Genomic DNA, 23,684 nt, shown 5'->3' on the forward strand with positions numbered 1-23,684 from the left:
TGCGTCTTCACAGGAGAGCCATGATTGTCGAGATGACCCTCACCGGGCTCCTCATTCTGCTCACGGTCAACGTGCTGATCAGTCTGGTGCGTGTGGTCCGCGGACCCACCGGGCGCGATCGCCTCACAGGTGTGCTCTTCGCCGGCACGACCGGGGCAGGGATCATGCTGATCGGATCGGTGCTGACAGACCAGCCGGCGCTGCGCGACATCGCTCTGGGCCTGGTAGCCCTAGCCGCCGTGATCGTTGTGGTGCGCCTGGCCGCCGAAACGCAGAGACGGTCCGCTTCATGAGTGTGCTTGCCGATGCGGTGACCGTGCTGGCTGCTCTGGGCGCGGCCGTGTTTTTCACTGCAGGAACCGTGGGTCTGCTCCGCTTCCCCGACCTGAGATCCCGCCTGCACGCGCTCACCAAGGCCGACTCCCTGGGGTTGGGGTTCGCGGCCCTGGCCGTGATGGTCCAAATGGATACGGTGGCGGCGGTGCTGAAGGTCTTGCTTGTCTGGCTGCTCGCGTTGGCAACCGCCGCCACGGCAGCCACTCTGCTCTCACGGGACGACGACGCGTGATTCCGCCCAGTGACGTGAACGCCGTGCACGTGGTGCTGGCCGCCGTCGTGCTCGTCGCGGCCGTGCTCGCCCTCTACGCTCCGCGACGGATGACCGCCGTGGTGCTGTTTCTGGTCTTCGGCGTGCTGCTGAGCGGCTACTGGGCGATGATCGGGGTCCCCGATGTGGCCCTGGCGGAGGCGGTAATCGGCACAGGAGTGACGGGGGCACTCTTCGGCTGGGTGGCCACCCTGCTGCCCGAGACCCCTGGGCGACGCTGGGTAAGCGGGCGGGGTCTGCTCGGCCTGACACTCGGGACAGGCCTGGGAACCGGGCTCGGGGTTGCGCTGGCGCGCATTGTGCCGGTGTCTGAGACAACATCGCCTGCCGCGGAGCCGGGGCTCGGTGCCGAGGTGGAGCGAGCGCTGCCGGCCACCGGGGTGGAGCACGGCATCACCGGGGTGCTGCTGAATCTCCGCTCCTTCGACACCCTGATGGAGATGGTGGTGCTGTTGGTCGCCGTGGTGGTGGCACTGGCCTTCGTCCGCTCGTCCGGGACCGCCTCGAACCCTCAGCCCGTCACCTCGGACAGTGGTGATGCTGGAGTCCTTGAACCTGACGACGACGCACCACTGCTGCGGCTCTTCGTGCGCCTGGTCGCCCCGGTGGCGCTGTTGCTGGCGGCCTGGGTGCTGTTCGCCGGCTCCTCCCAGCCCGGCGGCGCGTTCCAAGCCGGCGCCGCTGGTGCAGCCGTGCTGATCCTGCTGCACGCTTCGCGTTTCCGCGCCATCGCCCCCGGAACCGGACTGACGGCGCTGCTGGTGGTCGGAGTGCTCGGCTTCGTGGCCGTGGGCGTGGGCGGGCTGGTGCTCGGCGAGTCGTGGCTGATGCTGCGCGGTGAGGGGGCCGGTGTGGTCACCGTGGTGCTCGAGACGCTGCTGGCTGTGAGCATCGGCGCTAGCCTCGCCGTGGTATTCCTGGCCTCGGCCCGAGGAAGCCGATCATGAGTGAGCTGACGTTGTGGCTGGGAGCTCTGCTGACGGGGATCGCCTTGATCCGTCTGCTCACCGTGGAGGAGCCGCTGTCTCGGCTGATCGCACTGAACATCACCGGCGGAGGCACTCTGATGATCCTGGTCGGGCTCGCCGTGCGCAGCGAGGCCCCGGACCCGGTACCCCAGGCGCTGGCCCTGACCGGGATCGTGATCACCGTGGCGTTCACTGGAGTGGGTCTCGTGCTGCTGCGAGCAGTGCACGAGGAGGAACTGACCGACCTCGACGATGCCGAGGAGACTGAGGACACTGAGGGCGCTGCGGATACCGGAGAGCAGGAGAGCCGATGACTGATATCCCAGGTGCTTCCGCACTGTTGCCGGCGGTGGTGCTGCTGCCGGTGCTCGGCGCTGTGGTGTGCCTATGCCTGTCACGTCACCGCCAGGTGCTGCCTGGCGTCATCACTGCCGCGCTGAGCGCCCTGATCTCGCTCGCGCTCGCGGTCACCGTGGCCTCGTCGGGTCCGCTGGAGCATCAGATGGCTGGCTGGGCGCCGCCGTTGGGCATCGTCCTGCGCGCCGACGGCATGGCAGTGGCGTTCATCGCGCTCGCCGGCGTCGTCGGCCTGGCTACGCTGCTGGTGGCCAGCACCGACGAGCGGACCACCGGGGACCGCAACGGATTCTGGCCGCTGTCGCTGCTGTGCTGGTCCGGGCTGAACGCGGTGTTCCTCGCCCAGGATCTGTTCAACGCCTACGTCGCCCTAGAGGTGCTTAGCCTCGCCGCCGTCGGGCTGGTGGCCCTCGGCAGCGGGGGCGCGCTGCGTGCTGCGCTGCGCTATCTGGTGGTCGCGGTGATCGGTTCCATGCTGCTGCTGGTGGCGATCGCGGTGATCTACGCCCAGACCGGCACTCTGGACATGACCCTGGCCGGGCAGCGTCTCGATGCGCCGACCGCCCGGCTGGCCCTGGTGTTGGCGGTGGTCGGAATGGGGCTCAAAGCCGCGGTGGTGCCGATGCACGCCTGGCTCCCTCCGGCCCACGCCGGTGCTCCGGCCGCGGTCAGCCCGTTGATGTCGGCGCTGGTGGTCAAGGGTGCTTTCTACCTGCTGTTGCGACTGTGGCTGGAGGTTGTCCCCGCCGATCCCGTCATCGGGCTGGCGCTCGGGATTCTGGGGGCAATCTCGGTGGTGTGGGGCAGCCTGATGGCGCTGACCGAGAAGCATCTCAAGCGCATTGCCGCCTACTCGACCATCTCGCAGATGGGCTACCTCTTCCTCGCCTTCCCGCTGCTGCAGTCCGCGGAGCCCGACGAGCAGGTCAGGGCCATGCTCGCCGCCGTGATCACCATGGCCCTGGCCCACGGCTTAGCCAAAGCCGCGCTGTTTTTGGTGGCCGGCGCCCTGATGCTCGGCACCGGCACCGACCACGTGGACGGGTTCGTCGGAGCTGCACGTACCCAGGGTGTGCTGGTCGCGGGGATGATCATGGCTGCGGTGAGCCTCATCGGGCTGCCCGTTTCCTTGGGCTTCACCGCGAAGTGGGGATACCTGACCACCGCCATGGACCAGGACGTCTGGTGGATCGTGGCGGTGCTGCTGCTCGGCACTCTGCTGGCGGCTGGGTACCTGCTGCGCCCGATCGCCGCACTGCTGCGCTCCGCCGACATCTATGACGAATCGCTGCGCGTGGAACCCAGTTCCCGGCCGGCCCTGCAGCGCTGGGTGCCGTTCTCGCTCGGGGCAGCCGCGATCGCCACCGGCTTCCTCGGCGCGCCGATGGCTCAGCTCGCCGTGGCGGGGGTGGGTGCCGGATGACCACGCTGTTGACGCTCGTCCCGCTGGTGCTATTGATCGTCTCCGCGGTGCCCGCCCTGATCATTTTCATGATGCCGGAGCACGCCTCCCGGGCCCGGATTACCCTCAACGTGAGCGCCGCCGCCGTGAAGCTGGTGCTGATGGCGGCCCTGGTGCCGTTCATCTTGGACGCCGACATCGCCCCGGAGCTCCGTTTCGAGTTCGTGCCCGGGATCGATCTGGTGTTGCGCGTCGACTCGCTCTCGCTATTGTTCACGCTGCTCTCGGCCCTGCTCTGGCTGGTCACCACCATCTACGCGGTCTCCTACCTGCACGGCCAGCCCAACCGGCGCCGGTTCTTCGGGTTCTTCGCCCTCTGCGTGACCGCCACGGTGGGGATCGGCTTTGCCGGGAATCTGCTCACGTTTCTGCTCTTCTACGAGATGCTCACCCTCGTGACCTATCCGCTCGTGGCCCACTACGGCACTCGCGCGGCGCTGAAAGCAGCCCGAGGGTACCTGTTCTACGCACTCAGCGGGGGACTGGTGATGCTCGTCGGGGTGGTGTGGCTGACCGTGCTCATCGGTCCGGTCGAGTTCAGCGTGGGCGGGGCCCAGGCCGTCGCCGAACTGGCTGCCGAGCGACCTGGCACCGCAGCCGCCATCTTCGGTCTGCTGGTCGCCGGGCTCGGTGTGAAGGCCGCCCTGTTTCCCCTGCACGGCTGGCTCCCGCGCGCCATGGTGGCCCCGGCCCCGGTCAGCGCCCTGTTACACGCCGTGGCCGTGGTCAAAGCCGGCGCATTCGGACTCATCCGGGTGATCGATGATCTCTACGGGGTGGAAGTCGCCTCGGAGCTGGGCGTGCTGACCCCGTTGCTGATCGTCGCCGCAGTGACTGTCCTGTACGGTTCCGTACGCGCGCTGCTTCAGGATGATCTGAAGAAGCGACTGGCCTATTCGACCGTGAGCCAGGTGAGTTACATCGCCCTGGGGCTGACCTTGCTGAGCGTGACCGCCACCACAGGCGGACTAGTGCACTTGATCCACCAGGGCCTGTCGAAGATCACCTTGTTCTTCTGCGCCGGCCTGATCGCGGAGGTCTGGGGGATCAAGAAGGTCAGCCAGCTCGACGGCCTGGGGCGGCGGATGCCGCTCACCGCGGCGGCGTTCACCGTGGGCGCGCTGAGCATGATCGGGGTGCCCCCGACGGCCGGATTCATCACCAAATGGCATCTCGGGGTGGGCGCGGTCGAGGCGGAATCCTCCTGGGTGGTCGCGGTGCTGATCACCAGCGCGCTGCTCAACGCCGCCTACTTCTTGCCGCCGGTGGTGCGAATATGGTTCCGTGAGCCGACCCCGGTCCCAGACGGTCCCGTTCAGGAACGCCGACATCCGGTACTGGAAGCCCCACCTTGGCTGCTCACCCCCGCACTGGCCACCGCTGGATTCGTGCTCTTGGTGGGTCTGTTCGCCGGCGTCCCGTACTCGCCCCTGGAGGTCGCCGAGTATCTGGCAGACAGGGTGTATCAATGATGCTGACTTTGTGGATCGTCTCCGTGCTCGCCCCGCTGCTCGTCGCCGCGGTGCTCGCTGGCTCGCACCGGGCGCGCACTCCGCGCATCCGGGTGATTGCCCAGCGGCACCTGAGCCTGGCGCCACTCAGCCTATTGCCGGCCGCGCTGCTGACCCTCCTCGCGCCCGCGGAACCGCTGCACGCCAACTGGCTGATGATGGGCATCACCGTGGGGTTCGATGTGGTCTCGCGGGCGCTCACTATGGTGGCGGTGCTGCTCTACGCCGCCGCGATCTGGGCGGTCACCTGGCGCTACGACCATCGCGCCCCGGAGCTGGTGGCTTACTTGCTCGTCTGCTTCGTGGGCAACGCCGGGGTGTATCTGGCCCAGGATGTGGTGATGCTCTACGCCAGTTTCTCGCTGATGAGCCTGGCGGCAGTGGGCCTGGTGGTACACGAGCGGACCGCGGCGGCGTTTCGCGCGACCCGGATCTATCTGGTGCTCGCGGTGATCAGCGAGATGGCGGTCCTCGCCGGGGTCGTCTTCACCGCCCAGGCGGGTGGCTATCTCGTTGTTGACGCCCCGGCGGCCGTGGCAGAGTCTCCGCACCGGGCCGTGATCGTGGTGCTGCTCATCCTGGGCTTCGGCATCAAGGCCGGACTCGTCGGGCTGCACATGTGGCTGCCGCTGGCTCATCCGGCGGCACCCCCGCCGGCCAGTGCCGTGCTCTCCGGCGCTATGGTCAAAGCCGGGCTGGTCGGCATGCTGCGACTGCTGCCCCTAGGGGAGGCTGCGATGCCCGCTGTGGGCGCAGCCGTCATCGTCCTCGCGCTGTTCGGCGCCTTCGCCGCCGTCGTTCTGGGCGTGGTGCAGTGCGACCCCAAGGTGGTCCTGGCCTACTCAACCATCTCCCAGATGGGTTTCCTGAGCGTGCTGGTGGGCACCGCATTGGTCGCACCCGAGCTGGCCGGGGCCTGCATTACAGCCGCCGTCATCTACGCCGTGCACCACGGACTGGCCAAGGGCGCCCTGTTCATCGGGGTGCCCGTGTGGAAGCATCACGCGACCGGGCTGCGTCGCCACCTGGTGATTGCGGGTATGGCGGTGGCAGGCCTCGTAGTGGTCGGCGCGCCGCTGAGTTCGGGTGCCGTGGGTAAGTACGCGGCGAAGGAAGCCATCGAGAGTACTGAGATCTGGGGTGTTCAGGTGGCAGACCTACTGCCCTTCGTCGCCACCGGGTCTACCGTGCTGCTGGTGCGACTGGCGTGGATCTTGCTCGCCACGGAGCGCGAGCCGCGCCACCCGAAGGATGATCCGGCCCTTCCCGCGTGGTTACTGCTCGTGGCGCTCAGTGCCAGTGTGCCCTGGATTCTCACCGATCGCTGGGTGCCTCTGGACTCGGTGCCGGGCCTGGAACCGGTCACTCTGTGGGATGCCACCTGGCCGATGCTGATCGGCCTCGGTATCGGCGTACTCGCCTGGTACGTGGTGCCGCGATGGTTGCCGCGACTCAGTGCGCACGTGGAAACCATCATGAAACCCGGCGACCTGGTGATACCGATTGAAGCCGGCACACACCGACTCGCCATGGGCGCTCGGTTCGTCACCGAACGCATCGGAACCCTCCGCGACAGCGTTTCGGACGTGGCTATTAACCTGGGCATTGGCGGGACTCGGACTGTGGCGCAGGTTGCCCGGGCCGAGACTGCGGCAGCGAAGTGGAGCAACAGCGGTGCGGCACTGATTGCGGTGCTGATCGTGCTCACGGTGCTCATGCTGTTCACGGAAGGAACATCCTGATGACCTCGTCAACATCGAAGAGGAATCGAATGTTTTCGTGGGTGCGCGCCGCCCTGGTTCGCGGGCTCGTGCTGCTCGTCTTATGGTGGGTGCTCATCGAGGGCGACTCGTCCTACCTGGGGTACGCGCTGATCGCGGTGCCGCTGGTCGTGGGGGCGAGCCTGATGCTGTCCCCGCCGCAGACGGGTCGGTGGAGGGGCGTTCCCGGAAGGTTGCTCGCTGCTCTGCGGCTGGCCGGGTGGGTGATCGGTCAGATCGTCTCCGGCGGGGTTGACGTCGCGCTTCGTGCGGTGGCACGCCAACACGGGGGCCGCATCAGTCCCGCATCGGTGCTGGTTCCTGTTCGTGCCACCGGAACAGCGAGGGCTTTCTGCATTGGCATCTTCAACCTGATGCCCGGGACCTTGGTGCAAGGCATCAGGACCTACGACGGGCAGGATCAAGCGGAACTGCATGTGCTTGCCGCCGAACTCGATGCGATAGGGAACTGGACGTCCTTGGAGGACCGCATCTTCCGAGTTTCCGGCACAGAGGACAGTGAACTCGACTTCACGTGACACCGTCGCGACGAGAAAACCGATCACTCTAGCCGAATGCGGCCAACAACTCGGCGGCCATGTTGTGCTCCTCAGTAGCAGGGGATCTCGAATCGAGCCAAATAGATGGTGAGCATCATCTAATGAAGCTGCGGTGGGTGCCAACGAAGGCGTGATGCCGCCCGCTGGCGAAGGATTCTGCGATGACCACGACCACCTTGCTCTACCTCGACGATCTCTCCGTAGGGGATCGCTTCGAAAGCGGAGCCCATGCGCTCGACGCCGATCAGATCATCGACTTCGCGGGCGACTTCGACCCCCAGCCCTTCCATCTGGATCCGATCGCGGCGAAGGACACCTTCTTCGGCGGCCTCGCTGCCAGCGGCTGGCATACCGCCGCGCTGAGGCACGCTTAGCGGGCGCGGCGGGAGGCGCCGGCGCGCGGATGCGGCAGAGTGATCGCCCGGATGGAGGCGCCGCGGTCGTAGAGCTCCTGGCTGATCACCGGGTTCAGCTGGCGATCCGGGAACACGGCGCTGAGGATCTCGAAGGCCTCGTCGTCGTGCGGGTCAATAAACCGCGGGGCGAGCAGCATTGAGTTCAGCGGGCGCAGGTCCACGTAGGACCACGCCACCGGGCCGATGGCATCGGAGTGCGTCTGCGGGGCGGGCACGCGGACCACCTCGATGCGGCGCCCCTTGGCGTCGCGGGCCTGGTTGAGCAGCCGCTCGGCCTCCACGGAAATCTGGTGGTCCGGGTGGCTCGGGTCGGACTGCCAGTGCAGTAACACCGCGCCGGGCTCGATGAAGGTGACCAGCTGGTCCACGTGGCCGCCGATGCCCTTGGCGCTGCCGCGGGTGAGCCCGCGGGGCAGCCAGATGATGTTCTTGATGTCGGTGAGGCGCTTCAGCTCGCGCTCCACGGTGGCGGCGGACCAGCCGGGGTTGCGGCGCGGGTCGGTGAGAATGGAGGCCGAGGCGATCGCGGTGCCGTCACCGTCGCTGATCCAGGCGCCGCCCTCGTTCACCATCATGGACATGGAGCGCGGCAGGGGGGCGTTCCCCGCACCCATCAGTTCGGCCAGGGTGCCGTTGGCGACGTCGTCGAGCTTGTACTCCACGCCGGTGCGCCGGCCGAACCCGTTGAAGGTCCAGTCGATCATGCCCACCGGGCGGCGGTGGCCGTTCTTCGACGCCAATCCGAGCCCGAAGGTGGGTCCGGTCCGACCCAGCTGGGCGTTGTTGATCGGCAACGTGAGGTACGGAATAGCGGTGTCGACGTAGGTGTGCAGGATCTGCCGGTCGGCGGGATCCACCACCAGGGAGACGGGGAGCTCATCGTTGATGGTGTGAATGATGCGGGCCCATGCCCGGCGCGCGGAAGAGAGCTGCCAAGAAGTACTCGTATTGACCGACTGTGCCGGAGGGAATGCAATCCAAACGCGCTCCTGGGGAGCCGACTCTGCTGGGACATGCCAGTACCCAGCGGATGGACTCATAGGTCGACTCACCCTCCCGGCGGCTGGATTGAAAGACTACCCACTTATTCTACCTAGTCGACGCAACACTCGATACCTGCACCGGAACACGACCCGATAACGGGCGTATAGTGGTCGCACGACGACGCTTGGAGTCGTCTACGGGGCTATAGCTCAGTTGGTAGAGCGTTTCGTTCGCAATGAAAAGGTCAGGGGTTCGATTCCCCTTAGCTCCACAAATGTAATGTCCCAGGACATACGTGTTTTCCGGCGACCTTCTAGTTAGTCCCGCGCATTTTCCGGTGATGCAGATATGACGTCTGCGGGGTGTATTCACACGGACGTATCTGGGCACGCAGAAGCTGCGCGGATTTCTCGTCGTTGACAGTGTTCGCCATATTTTCGCTCACGCATGAGGCGGTTGCTTCGGTTCGTGATTCCCACGGTGTCGTTGGTCTGCCGCGTTCCAGGGCGGTCGGGTGCGTGTGTGTACGTGTCGGGTGCGATTGTGCTCGCGGTGGCGTGCTGTCCGGTATTGAAAGCTGGGGGCTGTGCTGTTGCCTGTCTGGCGAACGATGTCTCAGGACATTGGGTGAAGGATCTCCGTGGCTTCTAGGTGCCGGTCTCGGTGGTGCTGGGGTGCGAAGGATGTCCCAGGACTTTCGTATTTTCTGGCGGCTTTCTAGCTGGCCCCGCGCATTTTCTGGCGATGCAGATATGACGTCTGCGGGTGCTTTCACGCGGACGTATCGGGGGAACGCAGGTGCTGTGCGGAATTCTCGTTTTTGACAGTGTTGTCGGTATTTTCGCTGGAGCATGATGCGGCTGCTTCGGTTCGTGAAGCCCGCGGTGTCGTTGGGTCGACTGCATCGGGTGGACGGGGATTCGCCGATGGATCCAGGGCGGTCCGTTAGGGATCCGGACTGGGTGGCACGTGGCCGTGGGCGTCCCAGGGGCACTCTGGCAGTTCTGGATGCAACTGCAACCTGGTGGTGGCTACTGGTTCACTGAGTCTTTCTTTGGCTGTTTGAAGTTCCGGCATCGGAGCGGTGTCGCTGATGTGTCGACTCAGGTCCCAGGCACGGGGTTATAGGTATCCGCCAGGTGACTCCTCGAGGATCTCGGCCAGGGATTCGGGCGGCAACATCGCCGAGTAGACGAGCTGTCCGGCGTCTGGTCGAATCCCCAAGACCTCATCGGGTTCAATCCCCCAGTCGTTATGGTCCATGCCGGGGACTGCGGATAGAATGATAGCAATCTGATTAGGGTCAAGGAAGCCCTCGGTCACCACCGCTAGGTATGTCTCTCCGTCCCTCGACTTCACATACGCAATAAGGCGCTGGCCTTTCGTCTCGGCGACTACAGGGCGACCAGAATGTGCCGATTGACAGATTGCCTCACGCACTGCGCGCTTCAGCGACTCCACCCCGATGGTTGCCTGTTCTAATTCGAGACGGCGGTAGTCTATTTCCTGTGGAAGGAGGTGAGAACTATTGACTTTGGCCGATGTACTTCTTGCTTTGCGTTCGCATTCTTCCGTGAGCGTGCTATAGAAGTCTTGGCTTGTTGAGTCAGCCCGTCGCACTCCTCCAGCTACCAGCCACCAGCCGGAGGGTTTGCCTGTTGGCCCATCGGAGATGTGACCTCCAGCACCGCGATGCTCTTTGATCTTGACTTTGAGCCAGATCCTGTCATCAATCGAAATGACGCGCTCAGCGCCGCCAGCATCTTGTTCTTCCGGCAGGCGCTGTGATTTCGCGATCAGATCGTGTTTGATTTTATCCAACGCGACATCGAGGCTGGGGAACAATAAGCCTAAGTTCTCCAGACATCTCCTGGTTGGCCGTACTCCACTCATAGGTTGAGGGTATGATAAATGGCGGTGTTGTGTCAGCTGCTAAGTCCGCCGAGCTCTTCGATCTCCGCGTCGGTGGCGCCAGTAAGGAGCTTGACGGCAGACTTGTTGGAGCCATCGAGTGTGCGTAGCGCTTCGAGTGCTGCGGTCTGGATTTCGGCGCGATGTGCATCGACGTACTCGCGTACGGCGATGTCGACTATGTCCTTCTTGGATGCGCGCAGGAAGTGGGCGGCGTGCGAAATCAGGGCGTCGGTTTCGCTGTCCACTTTGATCGGGGCAAGCGTGATAGCCATGGGGTGCTCTCCTTGTTCGTGGTACCAAAGTACCCTAAGTTGCAGTGTATAGCCATACTGCCTCAGGGAGATGTAACGAGTATCCTACTGTTGCGTTGGTTGCTATTGCTCTGACTATGGTCATAGGAGACGCCTGAAATCGGATAAATTCCGATTCCAAGATTACCGGGAGTATCTACGAGTCACCGTAGTTGCTGGTGCAAACGTGACGGAGCAACGCGGATGCGGCCCGTCTGCTCCGTGGCTTCTCGGTTGTGAGAGGGGGTAACACCAAGGTTGCTCTCGGCTGGAATGTCCTGGGACATTATGCAAACGATGTCCCAGGACAATCGTGTTTTAGGCTGTCGTCTTGCAGGGAGGACGTTTTTCGAGATCGTGCAGTCTAGAAGCTGACGCGTGAATGGGCTCGGATGCAGGCGCTGATGCAGCTCCGCATTTTCTGGCGTGGACGACCTGGCTCACAGTCCACGGGTCTGGGGTCGAGTTAGCGTTCTGGAGGCGAGAATCCGCCCGTGTGCTTGCACGGCGCCGCTCGAGAGGGAGCAGGAGTTGCCTGAATCTGGGCGTGGCAGCTATTGGTATTCTCATTGTTTCTGTTTACATACCGCAGTCGTCTGGTCGGTGACTATGATGTCTCCGGACATTAGATGAACGTTCTTCAAGGATCCATAAGAGGTGGGTGTGTGTCCTATTGGGCGAAGGACTTCTCAGGGCATCGGTGAACGATGTGTTGAGATCACGCACCCTTAGCTCCACAAATTTCCTTCCCGCCGTGCATGGGCTCTGCAATCATCGTCGACGGCGAATCGGTCGGTCTGAGGGGCGAAACTTCGCACTGCCATGACCTGGTGTTCCACTGATGCGATGCACCTCGCCGTTAGGATTGAGGCAATTCATCAGTTCGTCCCTGAAACCAGGAGGAATCTCAGTCGTGTCTGCACTTTCCGGCTTCGTTTGGAGTGTTGCTGACACTCTGCGCGGCCCGTACTCCGAGTCTGAGTACGGCTCAGTGATCCTACCCTTCACGGTGCTTCGCCGCCTCGAATGCGTGATGAACCCGCATCGCGAAGTCATGGCTGAGATCGTGGCGCAGTACGAAGGGGAGCAGCAGCGGCGCACGCACTTGAAGCTGAAGACGCGGACGGCCGACAATCCTGGCCTGTCTTTCTGGACAACGAGCGACTACACGCTGACAAAAGCGCTCCAGGACCCCGACAACCTCGCTGAGAACCTGATCGACTACGTCGGTGGGTTCTCGGCGAACCTCGACGTGTTCAAGTCCTTCGACTTCGAGAACATCATCCGCACGCTCGATAACCGAGACCGGTTATCTCAGGTGACCAGGCACTTCGAGGGTCTCGATCTGTCGCCGGATGCGGTGTCGAACGCCGACATGGGCGATCTGTTCGAGAACCTCATCTACCGCTTCGCCGAGTCCGCCAACGAGGGAGCAGGCCAGTTCTACACGCCGCGAGACGTGGTCCGCCTTTTGGTCGATCTACTTTATGCAGAAGACGCAGATGCACTTCGTGGACGAGGAACAGTCCGGTCAATCTACGACCCGACCGTCGGTACCGGTGGCATGCTCAGCGTCGCCGACGAGCACCTGCGAAGCTTCAACTCCGACGCGTCGACAGCGCTATTCGGGCAAGAGATTAACAAGCGCACATACGCGATTTGTAAGGCTGACCTGTTGATCACTGGACAGGACCCGTCCAACGTGCGCCAGGGTGACACACTTGTCGTGGACCGGTTCGAGGATCGCAAGTTTGACTACGTCCTCTCGAACCCACCGTTCGGCACGGATTGGAAGGCCGTCGAGTCGGAAGTGAAGGCTGAGCATGCGCGCGGTGGGCAAGGGCGTTTCGCGCCTGGGCTTCCTTCCGTCGGCGACGCGGCGATGCTGTTCCTCCTGCACGTCGCCTCGAAGATGCGCGACGTCGACGAGACGGGGCGCGGTGGCAAGGCCGGGATCGTCCTGAACGGTTCGCCGCTCTTCAACGGCGGTGCAGGCTCGGGCCCGTCGGAGATCCGCGGCCACATGCTCGAGAACGACCTCGTCGAGGCGATCGTGGCACTGCCAAACGACATGTTCTACAACACCGGCATCGCGACCTACCTGTGGATCCTGTCGAACGCGAAGCCCGCCGACCGCAAGGATACTGTTCAGCTGATCGATGCGACGAAGCTCGGCACGAAGCTGCGCAAGTCGATCGGATCGAAGAGGAACGAGATCCCTGACGCGCACCGCGACGCCCTCGTGCGGGCCTTCACCGGCACTCTGAGCGAGGACGACGTCGAGGTCCCGGTGAAGACTTTCCACAAGCGCGACTTCGCGTACTGGACGGTCACGGTCGAACGTCCGCTGCAGCTGCGGTTCCAGTGCACGGCTGAAGCGATCAGCGCGGTCGGCGAGCAGAAGACCCTGGCAAAGGTCGACGGCCTCACCGAGGCGCTTGAGGCGTTCGGCGAAGAGGTGTACCTGAACCGCGAGAAGTTCGATAAGGAGCTTGGCCGCCACCTTGGCGATCTTGGTGTGCGGCTCACGCCGGCACAGCGCAAGAAGCTGTGGCAGACCGTCGGCGTCCACGACGAGACCGCCGACTACTGCCGCGTGCAGTCTGGCAAGAACAAGGGCGACCTCGAGCCCGACCCCGCGCTGCGGGACACCGAGAACGTCCCCTTCGGCTGGGGAGATCACCCCAAGACGCACGGCGCGTTCCAGGACACGGTCCAGGCCTACTTCGACGCCGAAGTGAAACCGCACGTCGCCGATGCGTGGATCGACTGGGAGAAGGCGAAGACTGGCTACGAGATCCCCTTCACGCGCCACTTCTACACGTACGAGCCGCCCAGACCTCTCGAGGAGATCGATGCCGATCTCGAGCGCGTCGTCGGCGAGATCATGGGGTTGCTGCGGGAGGTGGAGGGGTGACCAACGTGCACGTCACACGCGCCCTTCGAGACCTCCTGCGCGACGGTTTGTTCATCGACGGCGATTGGGTCGAATCCAAAGATCAGGACCCTAACGGGACCATCCGCCTTACCCAGTTGGCTGATGTTGGTGAGACTGCTTGGCGTGACCGAAGCGATCGATGGATGAACGAAGAACAAGCTCGCCGAATCGGGATCACCAGATTGCTTCCAGGAGATGTTCTGGTGGCGAGAATGCCAGACCCGCTGGGGCGAGCATGCCTGGTCCCCGAAACGGTCGGTCGGGCAGCTACTGTTGTTGATGTTGCGATACTTCGCCCCTCTCCACAGTCGATCGACAACCGATTTCTGATGTACGCGGTCAACTCGCGCCCCGTGAGGAATCAAATAGAGTTGCTGCAGGCTGGCGCAACGCGGCAACGTGTGTCGCGCAAGAACTTGGGCAGGGTGCAGGTTCCGTTCACTCCGCTCGACGAACAGCGCGCCATCGCGGACTACCTGGACCAGGAGACGGCCCAGATCGACGCGCTCGTAGCGAAGCAGGAAGAATTCATCCGCCTGTTGCATGAGCGATGGTCTTCACTGGTGACGCACGAAGTAATGCACGCCGCCCCTGAGCGTAGTCCTCTACGGCGCGTGGTTGACGTCATTGATTGCGCCCATGTCACCGCTGACTTTGTAGATGACAAGCGTTATCCAGTCGCGAGTATCCGTGAATGTCAGGGTGCAACCGTCGACCTCACTAACTGCAACTACACCACCGAGGAATTTTACAATCATCTCCGTTCTTCGGGACGGGCTCCTCGTGTCGGGGACCTCCTGTTCATTCGAAACGTCTCAGTCGGCCTTGTGGCAGAAGTCGCGCCCGGAACGCGCGATTTCGCGGTTGGGCAAGAGACCGTATTACTTCGCCGCAAGTCAAACATTGACCCCAAGTTCTTACGTTACGCGCTGACGGGCGCAGAAGTGGGGCATTCGATCGAGAACGCAATGATCGGGGCGACCTTCCGCCGAATCAATGTCTCGGCGATTCGCTCTCTTCCCGTCCCGGTGCCTTCGCCTGAAGAGCAAACCCGGATCGCTACTCTGTTAGAACAACAGACCTCCCGCATCGACTCCCTCATCGCCAAGGCAGAGGAGCATATCGCCCTGGCGAAGGAGCGCCGTTCGGCGCTGATCACCGCGGCCGTCACTGGCCAGTTCGATGTACGTACGGCACGAAAGGCTGGATGAGGTCGATGGCAGCATCTGACGGCACCCGCGAGGAAGCGCTCGAGGTCGAGATCGCCGAGCATCTCGGTGAACATGGTTGGCTCTACAGCCCGAATGATGACGGCTATGACGCCGAGCGGGCGATCTGGCCCGAGGACGTGCTCTGGTGGCTGAGCGAAACCCAGCCGCAGGAGTACGCGAAGGTCGTGCGAGTCGGCACAGGTGCCGAGGATGCCGACCGCGAGGCATTGCTGTCGACGCTCGTGACCCGGTTGGACACCCCGATGAGTTCGGGTGGCGGGACGCTCAACGTGCTGCGTCGGAAGTTCTCGCACACGCGCGGGGCGACGGCACATTTTCGGATGTGCCAGTTCAAACCGGCCACGACGCTGAACAAGACAGTGACCGAGCAGTATGCGAAGGTGCGGCTGCGCGTCGCCCGACAAGTGTACTTCTCGCCGAAGCGAGGAGATAAACGGTCAATCGACCTCGTCTTGTTCGTCAACGGCCTGCCCGTGGCGACCTGCGAGCTGAAGTCGTTCTTCAAGCAGCAATGGCGCACTGCCGTCACGCAGTACCGGAAGGATCGCGATCCGGCCGGACAGCCGCTACTCGGGTTCGGTACCCGTGCTCTGGTGCACTTCGCCGTCGACGATGACCAAGTGCACATGACGACGAAGCTCGCGGGGGAGAAGACGTACTTCCTGCCGTTCAACCGCGGCCACGACGACACCGGTGCCGCAGGCAACCCGGCCAACCCGTCGGGTCCGGCCACGTCGTACCTCTGGGAAGAGGCGCTGCAGCGGGAGAACTTCCTGTCGGTCCTCGGTTCGCAGATGTTCCTCAAGACTGACGTGGAAGAAGATCCGGCAACGGGGAAGATCACGCGGTCGACGGCGCTGATGTTCCCGCGCTACCACCAGTGGCGTGCGGTGAGGAAGCTCGTCGACACGATCGGCGATGAGGGCCCGGGCCGTAGGTATCTCATCGAGCACTCTGCCGGGTCGGGGAAAACGAACACGATCGCGTGGACCGCGCATCGTCTCGCGCGCCTGCACGACCGGTCGAACGAGAAGGTGTTCGACAAGGTCATCATCGTCTCCGACCGCCGAGTCCTCGATGCCCAGCTGCAGCAGGCGGTCGAGCAAGTCGACGGCACCGGCGGCAGCGTCGCGGTCATCGACTCGGCGGCTGTGCGCCGCTCCGGCGGCTCGAAGTCCCGGGCGCTGCTGGATGCGCTGACGGGCTCGTCGCTGATCATCGTCGTCACGCTGCAGACGTTCCCGTTCGTCAAGGACCTGCTGGAGACGACGCTCGGGACGAAGAACTTCGCGGTGATCGTCGATGAGGCTCACACCTCCCAGTCGGGCAAGACGGCGGCGGAGCTGAAGAAGGTGCTCACCGAGGGCGGTGAGGTCGCCGATGATGACGAGTTCGACGGCCAAGACGTGATCAACCAGCTTGTCGAGGTTGACACCGCCCGTGAGCATCAGATCGCTTCCGAAACTGCAGCACGGGCCGGGGCGCGGAATGTGTCGCTGCTGGCGTTCACGGCGACGCCGAAGGCGAAGACGAAGCAGCTCTTCGGTCGTCCAGGCGATGACGGCCTGCCGGTCTCGTTTGATGTGTACCCGATGCGGCAGGCGATCGAGGAGGGTTTCATCCTCGATGTGCTGCGCGGATACCAGACGTACAAAACGGCGTTCGAGATCGAGCAGCGGGGTAAAGCCGGCATCACGACGGGCATCGGCCCCGACACTGACGACCTCCTGGTCGATCCAAAGATGGCGACGCGGAAGATCATGCGGTTCGCGAATCTACATCCGACGAACATCGGCCAGAAGGTCGAGATTATCGTCGAGCATTTCCGAGCCAATGTCGCCCACTTGTTGGAGGGACACGCGAAGGCGATGGTCGTTACCGACTCCCGCCAGGCTGCGCTGCGGTACAAGATCGAAACGGACAAGTACCTCAAGCAACGCGGGTATGCGTATCAGTCGATCGTCGCATTCAGCGGGAGCTTGAGCGACGATGACTATGGCATCGAGGACGCGACCGAGGCATCAATGAATCCCGGCATCGGGTCCGACCTCGCACGGGAGTTCCGGCGTCCCGAGTACCGGCTCATGATCGTCGCCGACAAGTTCCAGACCGGATTCGACCAGCCACTGCTGTGCGCGATGTACGTCGATAAGAAGCTACCGGACGTGCACGCGGTGCAGACGCTGTCGCGGCTGAACCGCACGTACCGTGCTCCGTCGGGCGAGTTGAAGGACCGCACGTTCGTGCTTGACTTCGTCAACGACCCCGATGACATCCACGAGGCATTCTTGACGTATTACCTCGAGGCGCACGTGAAGCAGGAGACCGACCCAAACCTAGTCCATCAGCTGGCCACTAAGCTCGCTCAGGCTCGGATTTACACGCCTAACGACGTCGAGCGCTACGCAGAGGCATGGTGGACGCGAAAGCAGTCGCATGCAGCGCTGGTTGCGGCCGTGACGCCGGTACGAGACGAGTACCGCAACCGATGGACTGCTGCGGCCGAGAGAAATGACTCCCAGGCTCTCGACGAGCTCAGGACCTTCAAAAAGGACTGCGGTTCCTATGTCCGGCTATACGATTTCATGTCCCAAGTGGTGGACTATGGAACGAGCGACCTGGAGAAGCTGGCTGAGTTCTTGCGCCAGCTCGTGCGTATTTTGCCGGGTGAGAATCTCGATGGCGACGCCGACGTATCTGGGCTTGAACTCCGCCGCGTTCGACACATAGCCCAAGGTGCGATCGACATCAGTTTGTCAGGGAATCGAGACGTTCCTTCTCTGCCCAGCATTTCGTTTGTCGGTTCCCATGTCTCTCGAGCAGACTCTCAGTTGCAGTTGCTTTCAGATGTCGTGGCCCGCATCAATGCTCTCTTCGGATCAGAGTTTTCCGATCCGCAGATTGAAGGGTTCGTGGTCGCGGCCGCCGGTATGGCGGCTGAAGATCCTCGTATTGCGGATCAGATCGATCACAACGCGCTGGACCAGTTCATGTCGTCGCCCGAGCTTAGAGAGACGCTCACCGACGCTGCCGTGCTCAATGAAGGGGCGTTCGGGAAGCTCACCGGTGCCCTCACTGGTGAGAGCGACCGCGCTGACGAGTTCATCCGGCTCATCGGCCAGTACCTCTACCGGTCGCGTAGGTTGCGAACGACGGACGAAACGGATCTGAGCGCTCTGGGTTCGTCGGCCAGTGACTTCTAGGGGGGGTGTGAAGTGAACGGGGAAGGAATTAGGCGAGGGTTGTTTCTCAAGCTTGTTGATGCGTATGTAGACAAGGCTGGACACACTGATTTCGCCTATGTGGCACCTGCGGAATTTGTGGAGAAAAAGATCCCCACGCTTTTCCCCATGGCACGGCAAGTCGTATTCGAGTCGGAACTCGATTCATGCGAACCCAGTGAACCTGTCGTCGTCATGCCACCGTTCGTCAGCCACCGTTCACCTGAGACGGAGGCTCGCCTCGACCGCATGTTGGCCTGGGCATCCGAGCGTGACCAGCTAATTGTCGTTGCGCCGCAGTCTGAATTGCGATTGCGGTCGATACGCCCTGGATTATTGTCGAGACTCTCAAACACATGGAATCCGGAGGTTGTCATCACGGGCGTTTTGGACAGCGCTGGTATGAGTCGCTCTGCCGAGTTTTGCATGGTGTCGCTGTCTCGAAAGCCATCAAACTCGGCTTCTATGACAGTTTGCCGGTTTTTCGCGACTCCTGCTGCTCCTCGGAAATCCGAGGCGCCAACGACCCCTACCGAAGAATCTATCATTGCGGACTTTCGCAGGCTGCTCGACCTGCGCGGGGGCACGACTGAATGGGGATTCGTCGCGCGTGACAAATTCAACGAGGATTGGCGAGTGCCGACATATGATCCCCACCTTCGTTCGCGCCGAGATGACCTTGCAAGCTTGGGGGCGTCCGTGCCGACTAGCCAGCTATTTTCGCTGCAGCGATCTTTCCCCGGTAGCAGACCCGCGGGGCGACCTGGCGGACAAGTCTCCCGTGGTCCTGTTCTGACTGGCAGGGACGTCGCACAGGGCTCCCTTGACCCGGATCCGGAAAGGATCTTCAACGAAGATCGACCAGTTGTATTTCTCAAGAGTGGAGATCTCTTAGTTTCCGAGATTGCTCAGATTGACGGGACGTGGCATGTCCTTGAGGTTGATGATGAGCACGCCGGGGTGGCTGTAGGCCATGGCGTTGTTGTTCTTCGTCCGCGAGAACCAATGTCGCGCATCGAGCGTGACTTCTACATTGCCTACCTGCGTTCGAACCGGGCTGCATCGGTCAGTGACGCTGACAACACATTCGCTGGTCGTTTGCGATTCTCGTCGAAACTTCTGATTCCAGTGCCAGACGACCGCATACTTGAGAGTTTCGCGGCACTGTCGTCGGCCCGAGGCTCGTTCCAGGGGTGGATCGGTGAGGTTGACGTCTTGATGAAGTCGGTTTTCGATGACGATGTGCCGCTCGCCGAGGTTAGAGAACGTCTAATTGATGGCGGCCGCGCCTTGCGTCAGGCATCTGAGGCGGGTAACGCAGCCTCTGGGCTCGATTACCAAGTCCGGGAGTTTTACCCGTATCCCATTGGGTACACCTGGCGGCAGGTCCGGACGTACTTACAGGAGCAAGCCTGGTCCGACTGCCATCGAAGTGTCAGGGACGCATTCGAGACGCTCGTCGCCACTGCAGGTTCGATTGCACTGGCGGCGTGCGACAAACTCGGTGTTTCGTTAGGTTCGTCGAAGGCATACTATAAGAAACTTGGTCAGCACGGCGGCGTATCAATTGGTGACTGGGTCAATATCCTTAAGGAAACGGCTACCCTCAAGATCGATGTTGAGCCGGATAGCGCTTTGGGGGTCGTCCGCCGAGTGCTACCGCAGGTGGGTGAGGTTGCTGAGGCGCAAGTTCGTCTCAGTGCTATGAGGAATGACGACGCTCACGGCCGACTTGATCCGGCGCAGGTGCAGGATGTTGCCAAGGACGGTGTGGAAGACCTGGCTGCGATGCTGGCCGGTTGTGGTGACCTAGCTGAATTGCGACTGGTGCTCGTCAAGCAAAATAGGTGGGACTCCCGCGAAAAGTCAGGCTCCGCCGATGTGCATCTACTGCGAGGCGACCACCCGATCTACTCCACCGAGACCATTGAACACAGCGAATCCGACTTGGAAACTGGAAGTCTATATGTCGTTGACCCGCTGGGTACTTGGGTGCTCTTGCGGCCGTGGCTCGTTCACCGACAATGTGAGGAATGCGGTAAGCGCTCCATCTACCGGCCAGACCATAAAGGCAAGGATAGTGTGCACATCAAGGCATTGGACCACACGCATCACATGCCTGATCCCGATGTGCAACGCACCTTGGCAACAATCGCTGCTGCGGAGGCCTGACGTTAGTTCGCCTCGCGATGCGAAGGGGACGCTGCTACTCGCCGCTTCACATGGCCGTGATAAGCGAGCGCCGATACTCCGGCTGGTAGGCGGCACCGCTATCGATTGGGCTGAAAGCTAAGCTACGACGAGGCGTCTTAGACGTCAACGCGACCGGACCTGACCACCGGCTCGGCGCCGGTCGTCAGGTACGGGGGATCGATTTGGAACCCTCATCCCAGCAATCGGACTATTCTTTGCGCTTGATCGTTTCACGATGGCGAACGGTCTGATCTTGGATGGATTCATCCACTAGGTCAGCGAACTGGGGGTTGCTGAGCACCTTCAGGCCGAACTCCTCCGCCTTGGCGCGCACGGCCTCGTCGCTAGTGACGATGATCCATTCGGGCGCGAGGAGGAACTGGCTGTCGTGCTCCCGCCCCTCGAGGGCGCACGCAACGACAAATGGGTCTGCGTTTCCCAAGTTTGCATAGAGGTTGATCAGCCGGGTGTCGTCATCGGGAACTGTAGACAGGACCTCAGATAGCCATTGGAGCACGCGCGGCGTCGTCGGGTGAACATTGTCTTGCAGCAGGGCGAGGTCCGGGAACCCAGAGGCTTCGTGCATCACTTCTTCGGCTATCACCGCATGCTCCAAGAAGAACGTGCTCGCCCGGCGGACCTTACCGAGCTGGCTCAGAGCGTTGGTGTCGATCACGAATCGCTGCCCGAATCCGCTCACTCGACGGCCCGCCTGAGATCGTCGATACGTGAGGGCGTGAGATTGTTCAAGCAGATCGAACGGCAGAATTCACCAGGCGAAATGTTACCGATGTCAAGGACATGCAACATACGAACTGTTAACTCTCTTCCGTTGTATTTTCTGACAGCCCTCTCGGGGCGAATCGGTCTCTGCGGTCCGCCCTTGGGGAGGCTCCGGAACTCGGCACGCAAGTGGTCGAGATGGTCGCTCGCAGTTTCTCGATTGATAATGCCCAGCCTCATCGATCGTACCGTTACCGCACTTGGAGTGACCTTGAACTCGTCCGATACGGCTTTCATATCGTCGACTGATGTTGGGCTGAGTTCCTTCATCTGAGCGGTGGGCATGAGCATTGCGCCCGCGATGTCATACTCGCGGCCTGGGTCCGTCTCGGCGCTGCCGCCGTCCCAGGTCATCGGTGCGAAGATCCGTCTGGCCACCAGCACGGCCATGAGCGCGAGGGTGAATATCGTGCGCCCCACAGGCTCCTGGTCGTCCTCGTGATCGCCGCCAGCGAGGAAAATGTATGGGATCTTGTTGTCCCGGATCGTCATCCCGCTGAACTTTACTTGCGTGAGTCGTTGCGGCATATAGTTCGGAACGCTTCGCGACACGAACACCTGATTGGCCTCGAGGTGGTCGATCATGAGGTCCAAAGCCTTCGTCTTGGTCCCGCATGCGCGGAGCGACTCTTGCGAGATGCCAATCGCCTCCATGAGGCGAGCGGCGTCGGTGTCAACCGGAGAGGTGTCATCACGAAGTAGGCCGATGATTTTGTTTTGTCGGAGCGACGGATCGTGCTTTCGGAGCAGCTGCTGCTTGCGAATCAGATCTTTGACAATCAGCTCGACGTCGCTGAGATCCACCTGCGAACGGGACCCAATTGAGAACGTTTCCCTGTTGATGCCGGCGAGGAGTTTTTCGGTCTTCGTCTTTACCTGTTGCTGAACCAGCGACAGCGGCGCGAAAAAGAGGGAGTGGGGTATCTCGCCCTTTCGCGAGAGCTCGACCAATTCTGCGTACCTGATGCGGCCAGATTCCAGTGCGCGCTCGTAGCCTCGGTAAGTGCCGGCCACCGAGTTGTCGAAGAGGGTGGCGAACACCGTTTCGTCGATCGAGACTGCATCGCGGCCGATCAAGACATCAATGGCCATGCTTCACGTCCTTCGGCGCGTTCATGCCGTTGAGGCTATTCTTCGGCTTCCGGGCGATGTTCCGACGGCGCTGTTCGGCAAGCGCCGCGTCTAGGAGGAATCTGCGCTTCGTGTGCGTGCCTGCCGCGAGTACGTGGATAATTTTGGCGTTCCCGACCCTGTGGAACGGTTCGTCGAGCGTCAGTAGCCCCTCCGGCTGATTAAAGCCGAGCCGGTCACCTTTCTCGACGGCAGTCATTTCACTATTGGGCTTGTAGGCGATTGCCGTCTTGGGCCCTAGTCGGTATTCGACCGCCAGCTTGCTACTGGTCCTCTTCTGGAAGACACCTGCACATATCGAGTTGAAGGCATCGTGCTGTACCTGCGTCGTCTGCTTCGCACTGCTGACCCGGGCGAGACTCAATGGTGCCATGAGGCCCCCTCACGTTTCTTGCGCCGTTCTAGCGCCTTGGCCCAGTTTATGAGTAGTTGAACGGGTTTATGAACATTCATGCGACGAGACGTTTGCGTGCCTATCTCCGGGACGGACCGCCGGCATCGGTCGCGGCGACGGAGCTTCCGGATCTCGACCTGACAGATGATCTCACCGGAGAGTACGACTACCTGCACCTGTTCGTCGTCACCAATGATGCATTGCGGGAACAGTTCGCCGAGCTCCGCGACCATCTCCAACCCGGAGGGATGCTCTGGGTGTCGTGACCCAAGGAGAAGAAGCTGGGCACCGATCTGACTCTCAAGTCGGTCATCGCGATCGGCTACGCCGAGAACATGGTCGAGAGCACCTGCCTGCGGATCGACGACATCTGGTTTGGGATGAAGTTCACCCATCCAAAACCAGGCAAGACCTACGCGAACAGCTACGGCACCTTGCCGTCGAACGACACGTGAACACCGCGGTTGACCCTCCCCATAGGCATAGCGAACGGCACCGTGTTATGGGGTGTCGTCGTTGATGCGCTGTAGGTTGAACCGCATGGTGCGCAGCGCGGCCGAGACGGTTCGGCGCTCGTCGTCGTCGAGATTCTCCAGTAGGCGGGTCTCGAGCTGATTCACGTCACCCTGACATTCCTGCAGGGCGCGGTAGCCGCCGTCAGTGGGGAACAGCAGCAGCCGGCGGGCGTGGTCCTGATCGGGCTCACGCCGGACAAGCCCCTTGTCCATCAGCACCTTGACGGTATCCGCCATGGATTGGGCACGCACGAAGGTCCGTCGGGCCAGCTCGGACGAGGTGATGCCGGGGCGGCGGGCGAGCACCGTCAGCGCCGTGTACTGCGCGGTGCTGAAGCCGTGCTCACGCAGGAGCTGTTCGAAGGGTGGGCGCAACCCTGAGTCCAGCAACTTAATCATGTAGATGTGCCAGCCCTCGAGGGCGGTGAGGCGGTGGTGCTCGCTCATC

At 62.3% G+C, this 23,684-nt stretch carries 21 protein-coding genes and 1 tRNA gene; 15 read left to right on the forward strand and 7 right to left on the reverse strand.

What is annotated here, in order from left to right; genetic code table 11:
* Positions 1-20 precede the first annotated feature (20 nt).
* The 9 genes from O1A05_RS05965 to O1A05_RS06005 all read left to right on the forward strand — a co-directional run bounded on the left by O1A05_RS05965 (position 21) and on the right by O1A05_RS06005 (position 7,599).
* The gene (locus O1A05_RS05965; RefSeq protein ID WP_270107135.1) at positions 21-293 is read left to right on the forward strand and encodes a hypothetical protein; all 273 of its coding nucleotides are present in this window, start codon (positions 21-23) and stop codon (positions 291-293) included.
* On the forward strand, positions 290-568 hold the full coding sequence (locus tag O1A05_RS05970) for a cation:proton antiporter (RefSeq protein ID WP_270107136.1): 279 nt from the start codon (positions 290-292) through the stop codon (positions 566-568). Before O1A05_RS05965 ends, O1A05_RS05970 begins: the two co-directional genes overlap by 4 nt.
* The gene (locus O1A05_RS05975; protein WP_270107137.1) at positions 565-1,554 is read left to right on the forward strand and encodes a hydrogenase subunit MbhD domain-containing protein; all 990 of its coding nucleotides are present in this window, start codon (positions 565-567) and stop codon (positions 1,552-1,554) included. Before O1A05_RS05970 ends, O1A05_RS05975 begins: the two co-directional genes overlap by 4 nt.
* Positions 1,551-1,889 (forward strand): NADH-quinone oxidoreductase subunit K, encoded by a 339-nt coding sequence (locus O1A05_RS05980; protein WP_270107138.1) that lies wholly within the window; start codon positions 1,551-1,553, stop codon positions 1,887-1,889. Before O1A05_RS05975 ends, O1A05_RS05980 begins: the two co-directional genes overlap by 4 nt.
* Positions 1,886-3,355, forward strand: coding sequence for a complex I subunit 5 family protein (locus O1A05_RS05985; RefSeq protein WP_270107139.1), 1,470 nt, complete (start codon positions 1,886-1,888; stop codon positions 3,353-3,355). Before O1A05_RS05980 ends, O1A05_RS05985 begins: the two co-directional genes overlap by 4 nt.
* Positions 3,352-4,866, forward strand: coding sequence for a proton-conducting transporter transmembrane domain-containing protein (locus O1A05_RS05990; RefSeq protein WP_270107140.1), 1,515 nt, complete (start codon positions 3,352-3,354; stop codon positions 4,864-4,866). Before O1A05_RS05985 ends, O1A05_RS05990 begins: the two co-directional genes overlap by 4 nt.
* Positions 4,863-6,647, forward strand: coding sequence for a proton-conducting transporter transmembrane domain-containing protein (locus O1A05_RS05995; RefSeq protein WP_270107141.1), 1,785 nt, complete (start codon positions 4,863-4,865; stop codon positions 6,645-6,647). Before O1A05_RS05990 ends, O1A05_RS05995 begins: the two co-directional genes overlap by 4 nt.
* Complete coding sequence (locus O1A05_RS06000) at positions 6,647-7,204, forward strand: Na+/H+ antiporter subunit E (protein WP_270107142.1); 558 nt, start codon at positions 6,647-6,649, stop codon at positions 7,202-7,204. Before O1A05_RS05995 ends, O1A05_RS06000 begins: the two co-directional genes overlap by 1 nt.
* A gap of 182 nt (positions 7,205-7,386) precedes the next feature.
* On the forward strand, positions 7,387-7,599 hold the full coding sequence (locus tag O1A05_RS06005) for a MaoC/PaaZ C-terminal domain-containing protein (protein WP_270107143.1): 213 nt from the start codon (positions 7,387-7,389) through the stop codon (positions 7,597-7,599).
* Here O1A05_RS06005 and O1A05_RS06010 read toward each other — a convergent pair.
* Positions 7,596-8,681 (reverse strand): agmatine deiminase family protein, encoded by a 1,086-nt coding sequence (locus O1A05_RS06010; protein WP_270107144.1) that lies wholly within the window; start codon positions 8,679-8,681, stop codon positions 7,596-7,598. The two genes, O1A05_RS06005 and O1A05_RS06010, sit on opposite strands and share 4 nt — an antisense overlap.
* A 142-nt stretch (positions 8,682-8,823) precedes the next feature.
* Between O1A05_RS06010 and O1A05_RS06015 the strand changes: the two genes are divergently transcribed.
* Positions 8,824-8,896 (forward strand) — tRNA-Ala (locus O1A05_RS06015).
* Positions 8,897-9,747: 851 nt separating this feature from the next.
* Here O1A05_RS06015 and O1A05_RS06020 read toward each other — a convergent pair.
* Positions 9,748-10,518 carry a hypothetical protein gene (locus O1A05_RS06020; protein ID WP_270107145.1) on the reverse strand — a complete coding sequence of 257 codons (771 nt, stop codon included), beginning with the start codon at positions 10,516-10,518 and terminating at the stop codon, positions 9,748-9,750.
* A gap of 32 nt (positions 10,519-10,550) precedes the next feature.
* Positions 10,551-10,811, reverse strand: coding sequence for a hypothetical protein (locus O1A05_RS06025; protein WP_270107146.1), 261 nt, complete (start codon positions 10,809-10,811; stop codon positions 10,551-10,553).
* A gap of 931 nt (positions 10,812-11,742) precedes the next feature.
* On the opposite strand from O1A05_RS06025, the gene O1A05_RS06030 reads away from it, so the two are divergent.
* From O1A05_RS06030 to O1A05_RS06045, 4 genes are read left to right on the forward strand one after another with little or no spacing between them, the layout of a single operon-like run.
* Positions 11,743-13,746, forward strand: a complete 2,004-nt coding sequence (locus O1A05_RS06030) for a type I restriction-modification system subunit M (protein WP_270107147.1) — start codon at positions 11,743-11,745, stop codon at positions 13,744-13,746.
* Positions 13,743-14,978 carry a restriction endonuclease subunit S gene (locus O1A05_RS06035; protein ID WP_270107148.1) on the forward strand — a complete coding sequence of 412 codons (1,236 nt, stop codon included), beginning with the start codon at positions 13,743-13,745 and terminating at the stop codon, positions 14,976-14,978. Before O1A05_RS06030 ends, O1A05_RS06035 begins: the two co-directional genes overlap by 4 nt.
* Positions 14,979-14,983: 5 nt before the next feature.
* Positions 14,984-18,202: a type I restriction endonuclease subunit R gene (locus O1A05_RS06040; protein WP_270107149.1), complete on the forward strand. Its 3,219-nt coding sequence runs from the start codon at positions 14,984-14,986 to the stop codon at positions 18,200-18,202.
* Between the two features lie 39 nt (positions 18,203-18,241).
* Positions 18,242-20,392 (forward strand): hypothetical protein, encoded by a 2,151-nt coding sequence (locus tag O1A05_RS06045; RefSeq protein ID WP_270107150.1) that lies wholly within the window; start codon positions 18,242-18,244, stop codon positions 20,390-20,392.
* Positions 20,393-20,621: 229 nt separating this feature from the next.
* On the opposite strand, the gene O1A05_RS06050 is transcribed toward O1A05_RS06045, so the two are convergent.
* Genes O1A05_RS06050 through O1A05_RS06060 form a run of 3 tightly spaced genes read right to left on the reverse strand, consistent with a single transcriptional unit; the run spans position 20,622 to position 22,700 of the window.
* Positions 20,622-21,089 (reverse strand): hypothetical protein, encoded by a 468-nt coding sequence (locus O1A05_RS06050; RefSeq protein ID WP_270107151.1) that lies wholly within the window; start codon positions 21,087-21,089, stop codon positions 20,622-20,624.
* A gap of 20 nt (positions 21,090-21,109) precedes the next feature.
* Entirely contained in the window at positions 21,110-22,288 is a 1,179-nt protein-coding gene (locus O1A05_RS06055) for a hypothetical protein (RefSeq protein WP_270107152.1), read from the reverse strand.
* On the reverse strand, positions 22,278-22,700 hold the full coding sequence (locus O1A05_RS06060) for a recombinase family protein (RefSeq protein ID WP_270107153.1): 423 nt from the start codon (positions 22,698-22,700) through the stop codon (positions 22,278-22,280). Before O1A05_RS06060 ends, O1A05_RS06055 begins: the two co-directional genes overlap by 11 nt.
* A 92-nt stretch (positions 22,701-22,792) precedes the next feature.
* Here O1A05_RS06060 and O1A05_RS06065 point away from each other — a divergent pair, with 92 nt between their 5' ends.
* Positions 22,793-22,987 (forward strand): hypothetical protein, encoded by a 195-nt coding sequence (locus tag O1A05_RS06065; protein WP_270107154.1) that lies wholly within the window; start codon positions 22,793-22,795, stop codon positions 22,985-22,987.
* Between the two features lie 234 nt (positions 22,988-23,221).
* On the opposite strand, the gene O1A05_RS06070 is transcribed toward O1A05_RS06065, so the two are convergent.
* Positions 23,222-23,683, reverse strand: coding sequence for a MarR family winged helix-turn-helix transcriptional regulator (locus O1A05_RS06070; protein WP_270107155.1), 462 nt, complete (start codon positions 23,681-23,683; stop codon positions 23,222-23,224).
* Between the last annotated feature and the right edge of the window lies 1 nt (position 23,684).

It is taken from the genome of Citricoccus sp. NR2, from assembly GCF_027594385.1.
In the GTDB taxonomy this organism is placed as follows: domain Bacteria; phylum Actinomycetota; class Actinomycetes; order Actinomycetales; family Micrococcaceae; genus CmP2.

Coding starts and splice junctions, on each gene's coding strand:
- O1A05_RS05970 (WP_270107136.1), top strand. CDS start 290: ATGAGTGTGCTTGCCGATGCGGTGACCGTGCTGGCTGCTCTGGGCGCG.
- O1A05_RS05985 (WP_270107139.1), top strand. CDS start 1,886: ATGACTGATATCCCAGGTGCTTCCGCACTGTTGCCGGCGGTGGTGCTG.
- O1A05_RS05995 (WP_270107141.1), top strand. CDS start 4,863: ATGATGCTGACTTTGTGGATCGTCTCCGTGCTCGCCCCGCTGCTCGTC.
- O1A05_RS06025 (WP_270107146.1), bottom strand. CDS start 10,811: ATGGCTATCACGCTTGCCCCGATCAAAGTGGACAGCGAAACCGACGCC.
- O1A05_RS06020 (WP_270107145.1), bottom strand. CDS start 10,518: ATGAGTGGAGTACGGCCAACCAGGAGATGTCTGGAGAACTTAGGCTTA.
- O1A05_RS06010 (WP_270107144.1), bottom strand. CDS start 8,681: ATGAGTCCATCCGCTGGGTACTGGCATGTCCCAGCAGAGTCGGCTCCC.
- O1A05_RS05990 (WP_270107140.1), top strand. CDS start 3,352: ATGACCACGCTGTTGACGCTCGTCCCGCTGGTGCTATTGATCGTCTCC.
- O1A05_RS06060 (WP_270107153.1), bottom strand. CDS start 22,700: ATGGCACCATTGAGTCTCGCCCGGGTCAGCAGTGCGAAGCAGACGACG.
- O1A05_RS06005 (WP_270107143.1), top strand. CDS start 7,387: ATGACCACGACCACCTTGCTCTACCTCGACGATCTCTCCGTAGGGGAT.
- O1A05_RS05980 (WP_270107138.1), top strand. CDS start 1,551: ATGAGTGAGCTGACGTTGTGGCTGGGAGCTCTGCTGACGGGGATCGCC.
- O1A05_RS06000 (WP_270107142.1), top strand. CDS start 6,647: ATGACCTCGTCAACATCGAAGAGGAATCGAATGTTTTCGTGGGTGCGC.
- O1A05_RS06070 (WP_270107155.1), bottom strand. CDS start 23,683: ATGAGCGAGCACCACCGCCTCACCGCCCTCGAGGGCTGGCACATCTAC.
- O1A05_RS06040 (WP_270107149.1), top strand. CDS start 14,984: ATGGCAGCATCTGACGGCACCCGCGAGGAAGCGCTCGAGGTCGAGATC.
- O1A05_RS06055 (WP_270107152.1), bottom strand. CDS start 22,288: ATGGCCATTGATGTCTTGATCGGCCGCGATGCAGTCTCGATCGACGAA.
- O1A05_RS05965 (WP_270107135.1), top strand. CDS start 21: ATGATTGTCGAGATGACCCTCACCGGGCTCCTCATTCTGCTCACGGTC.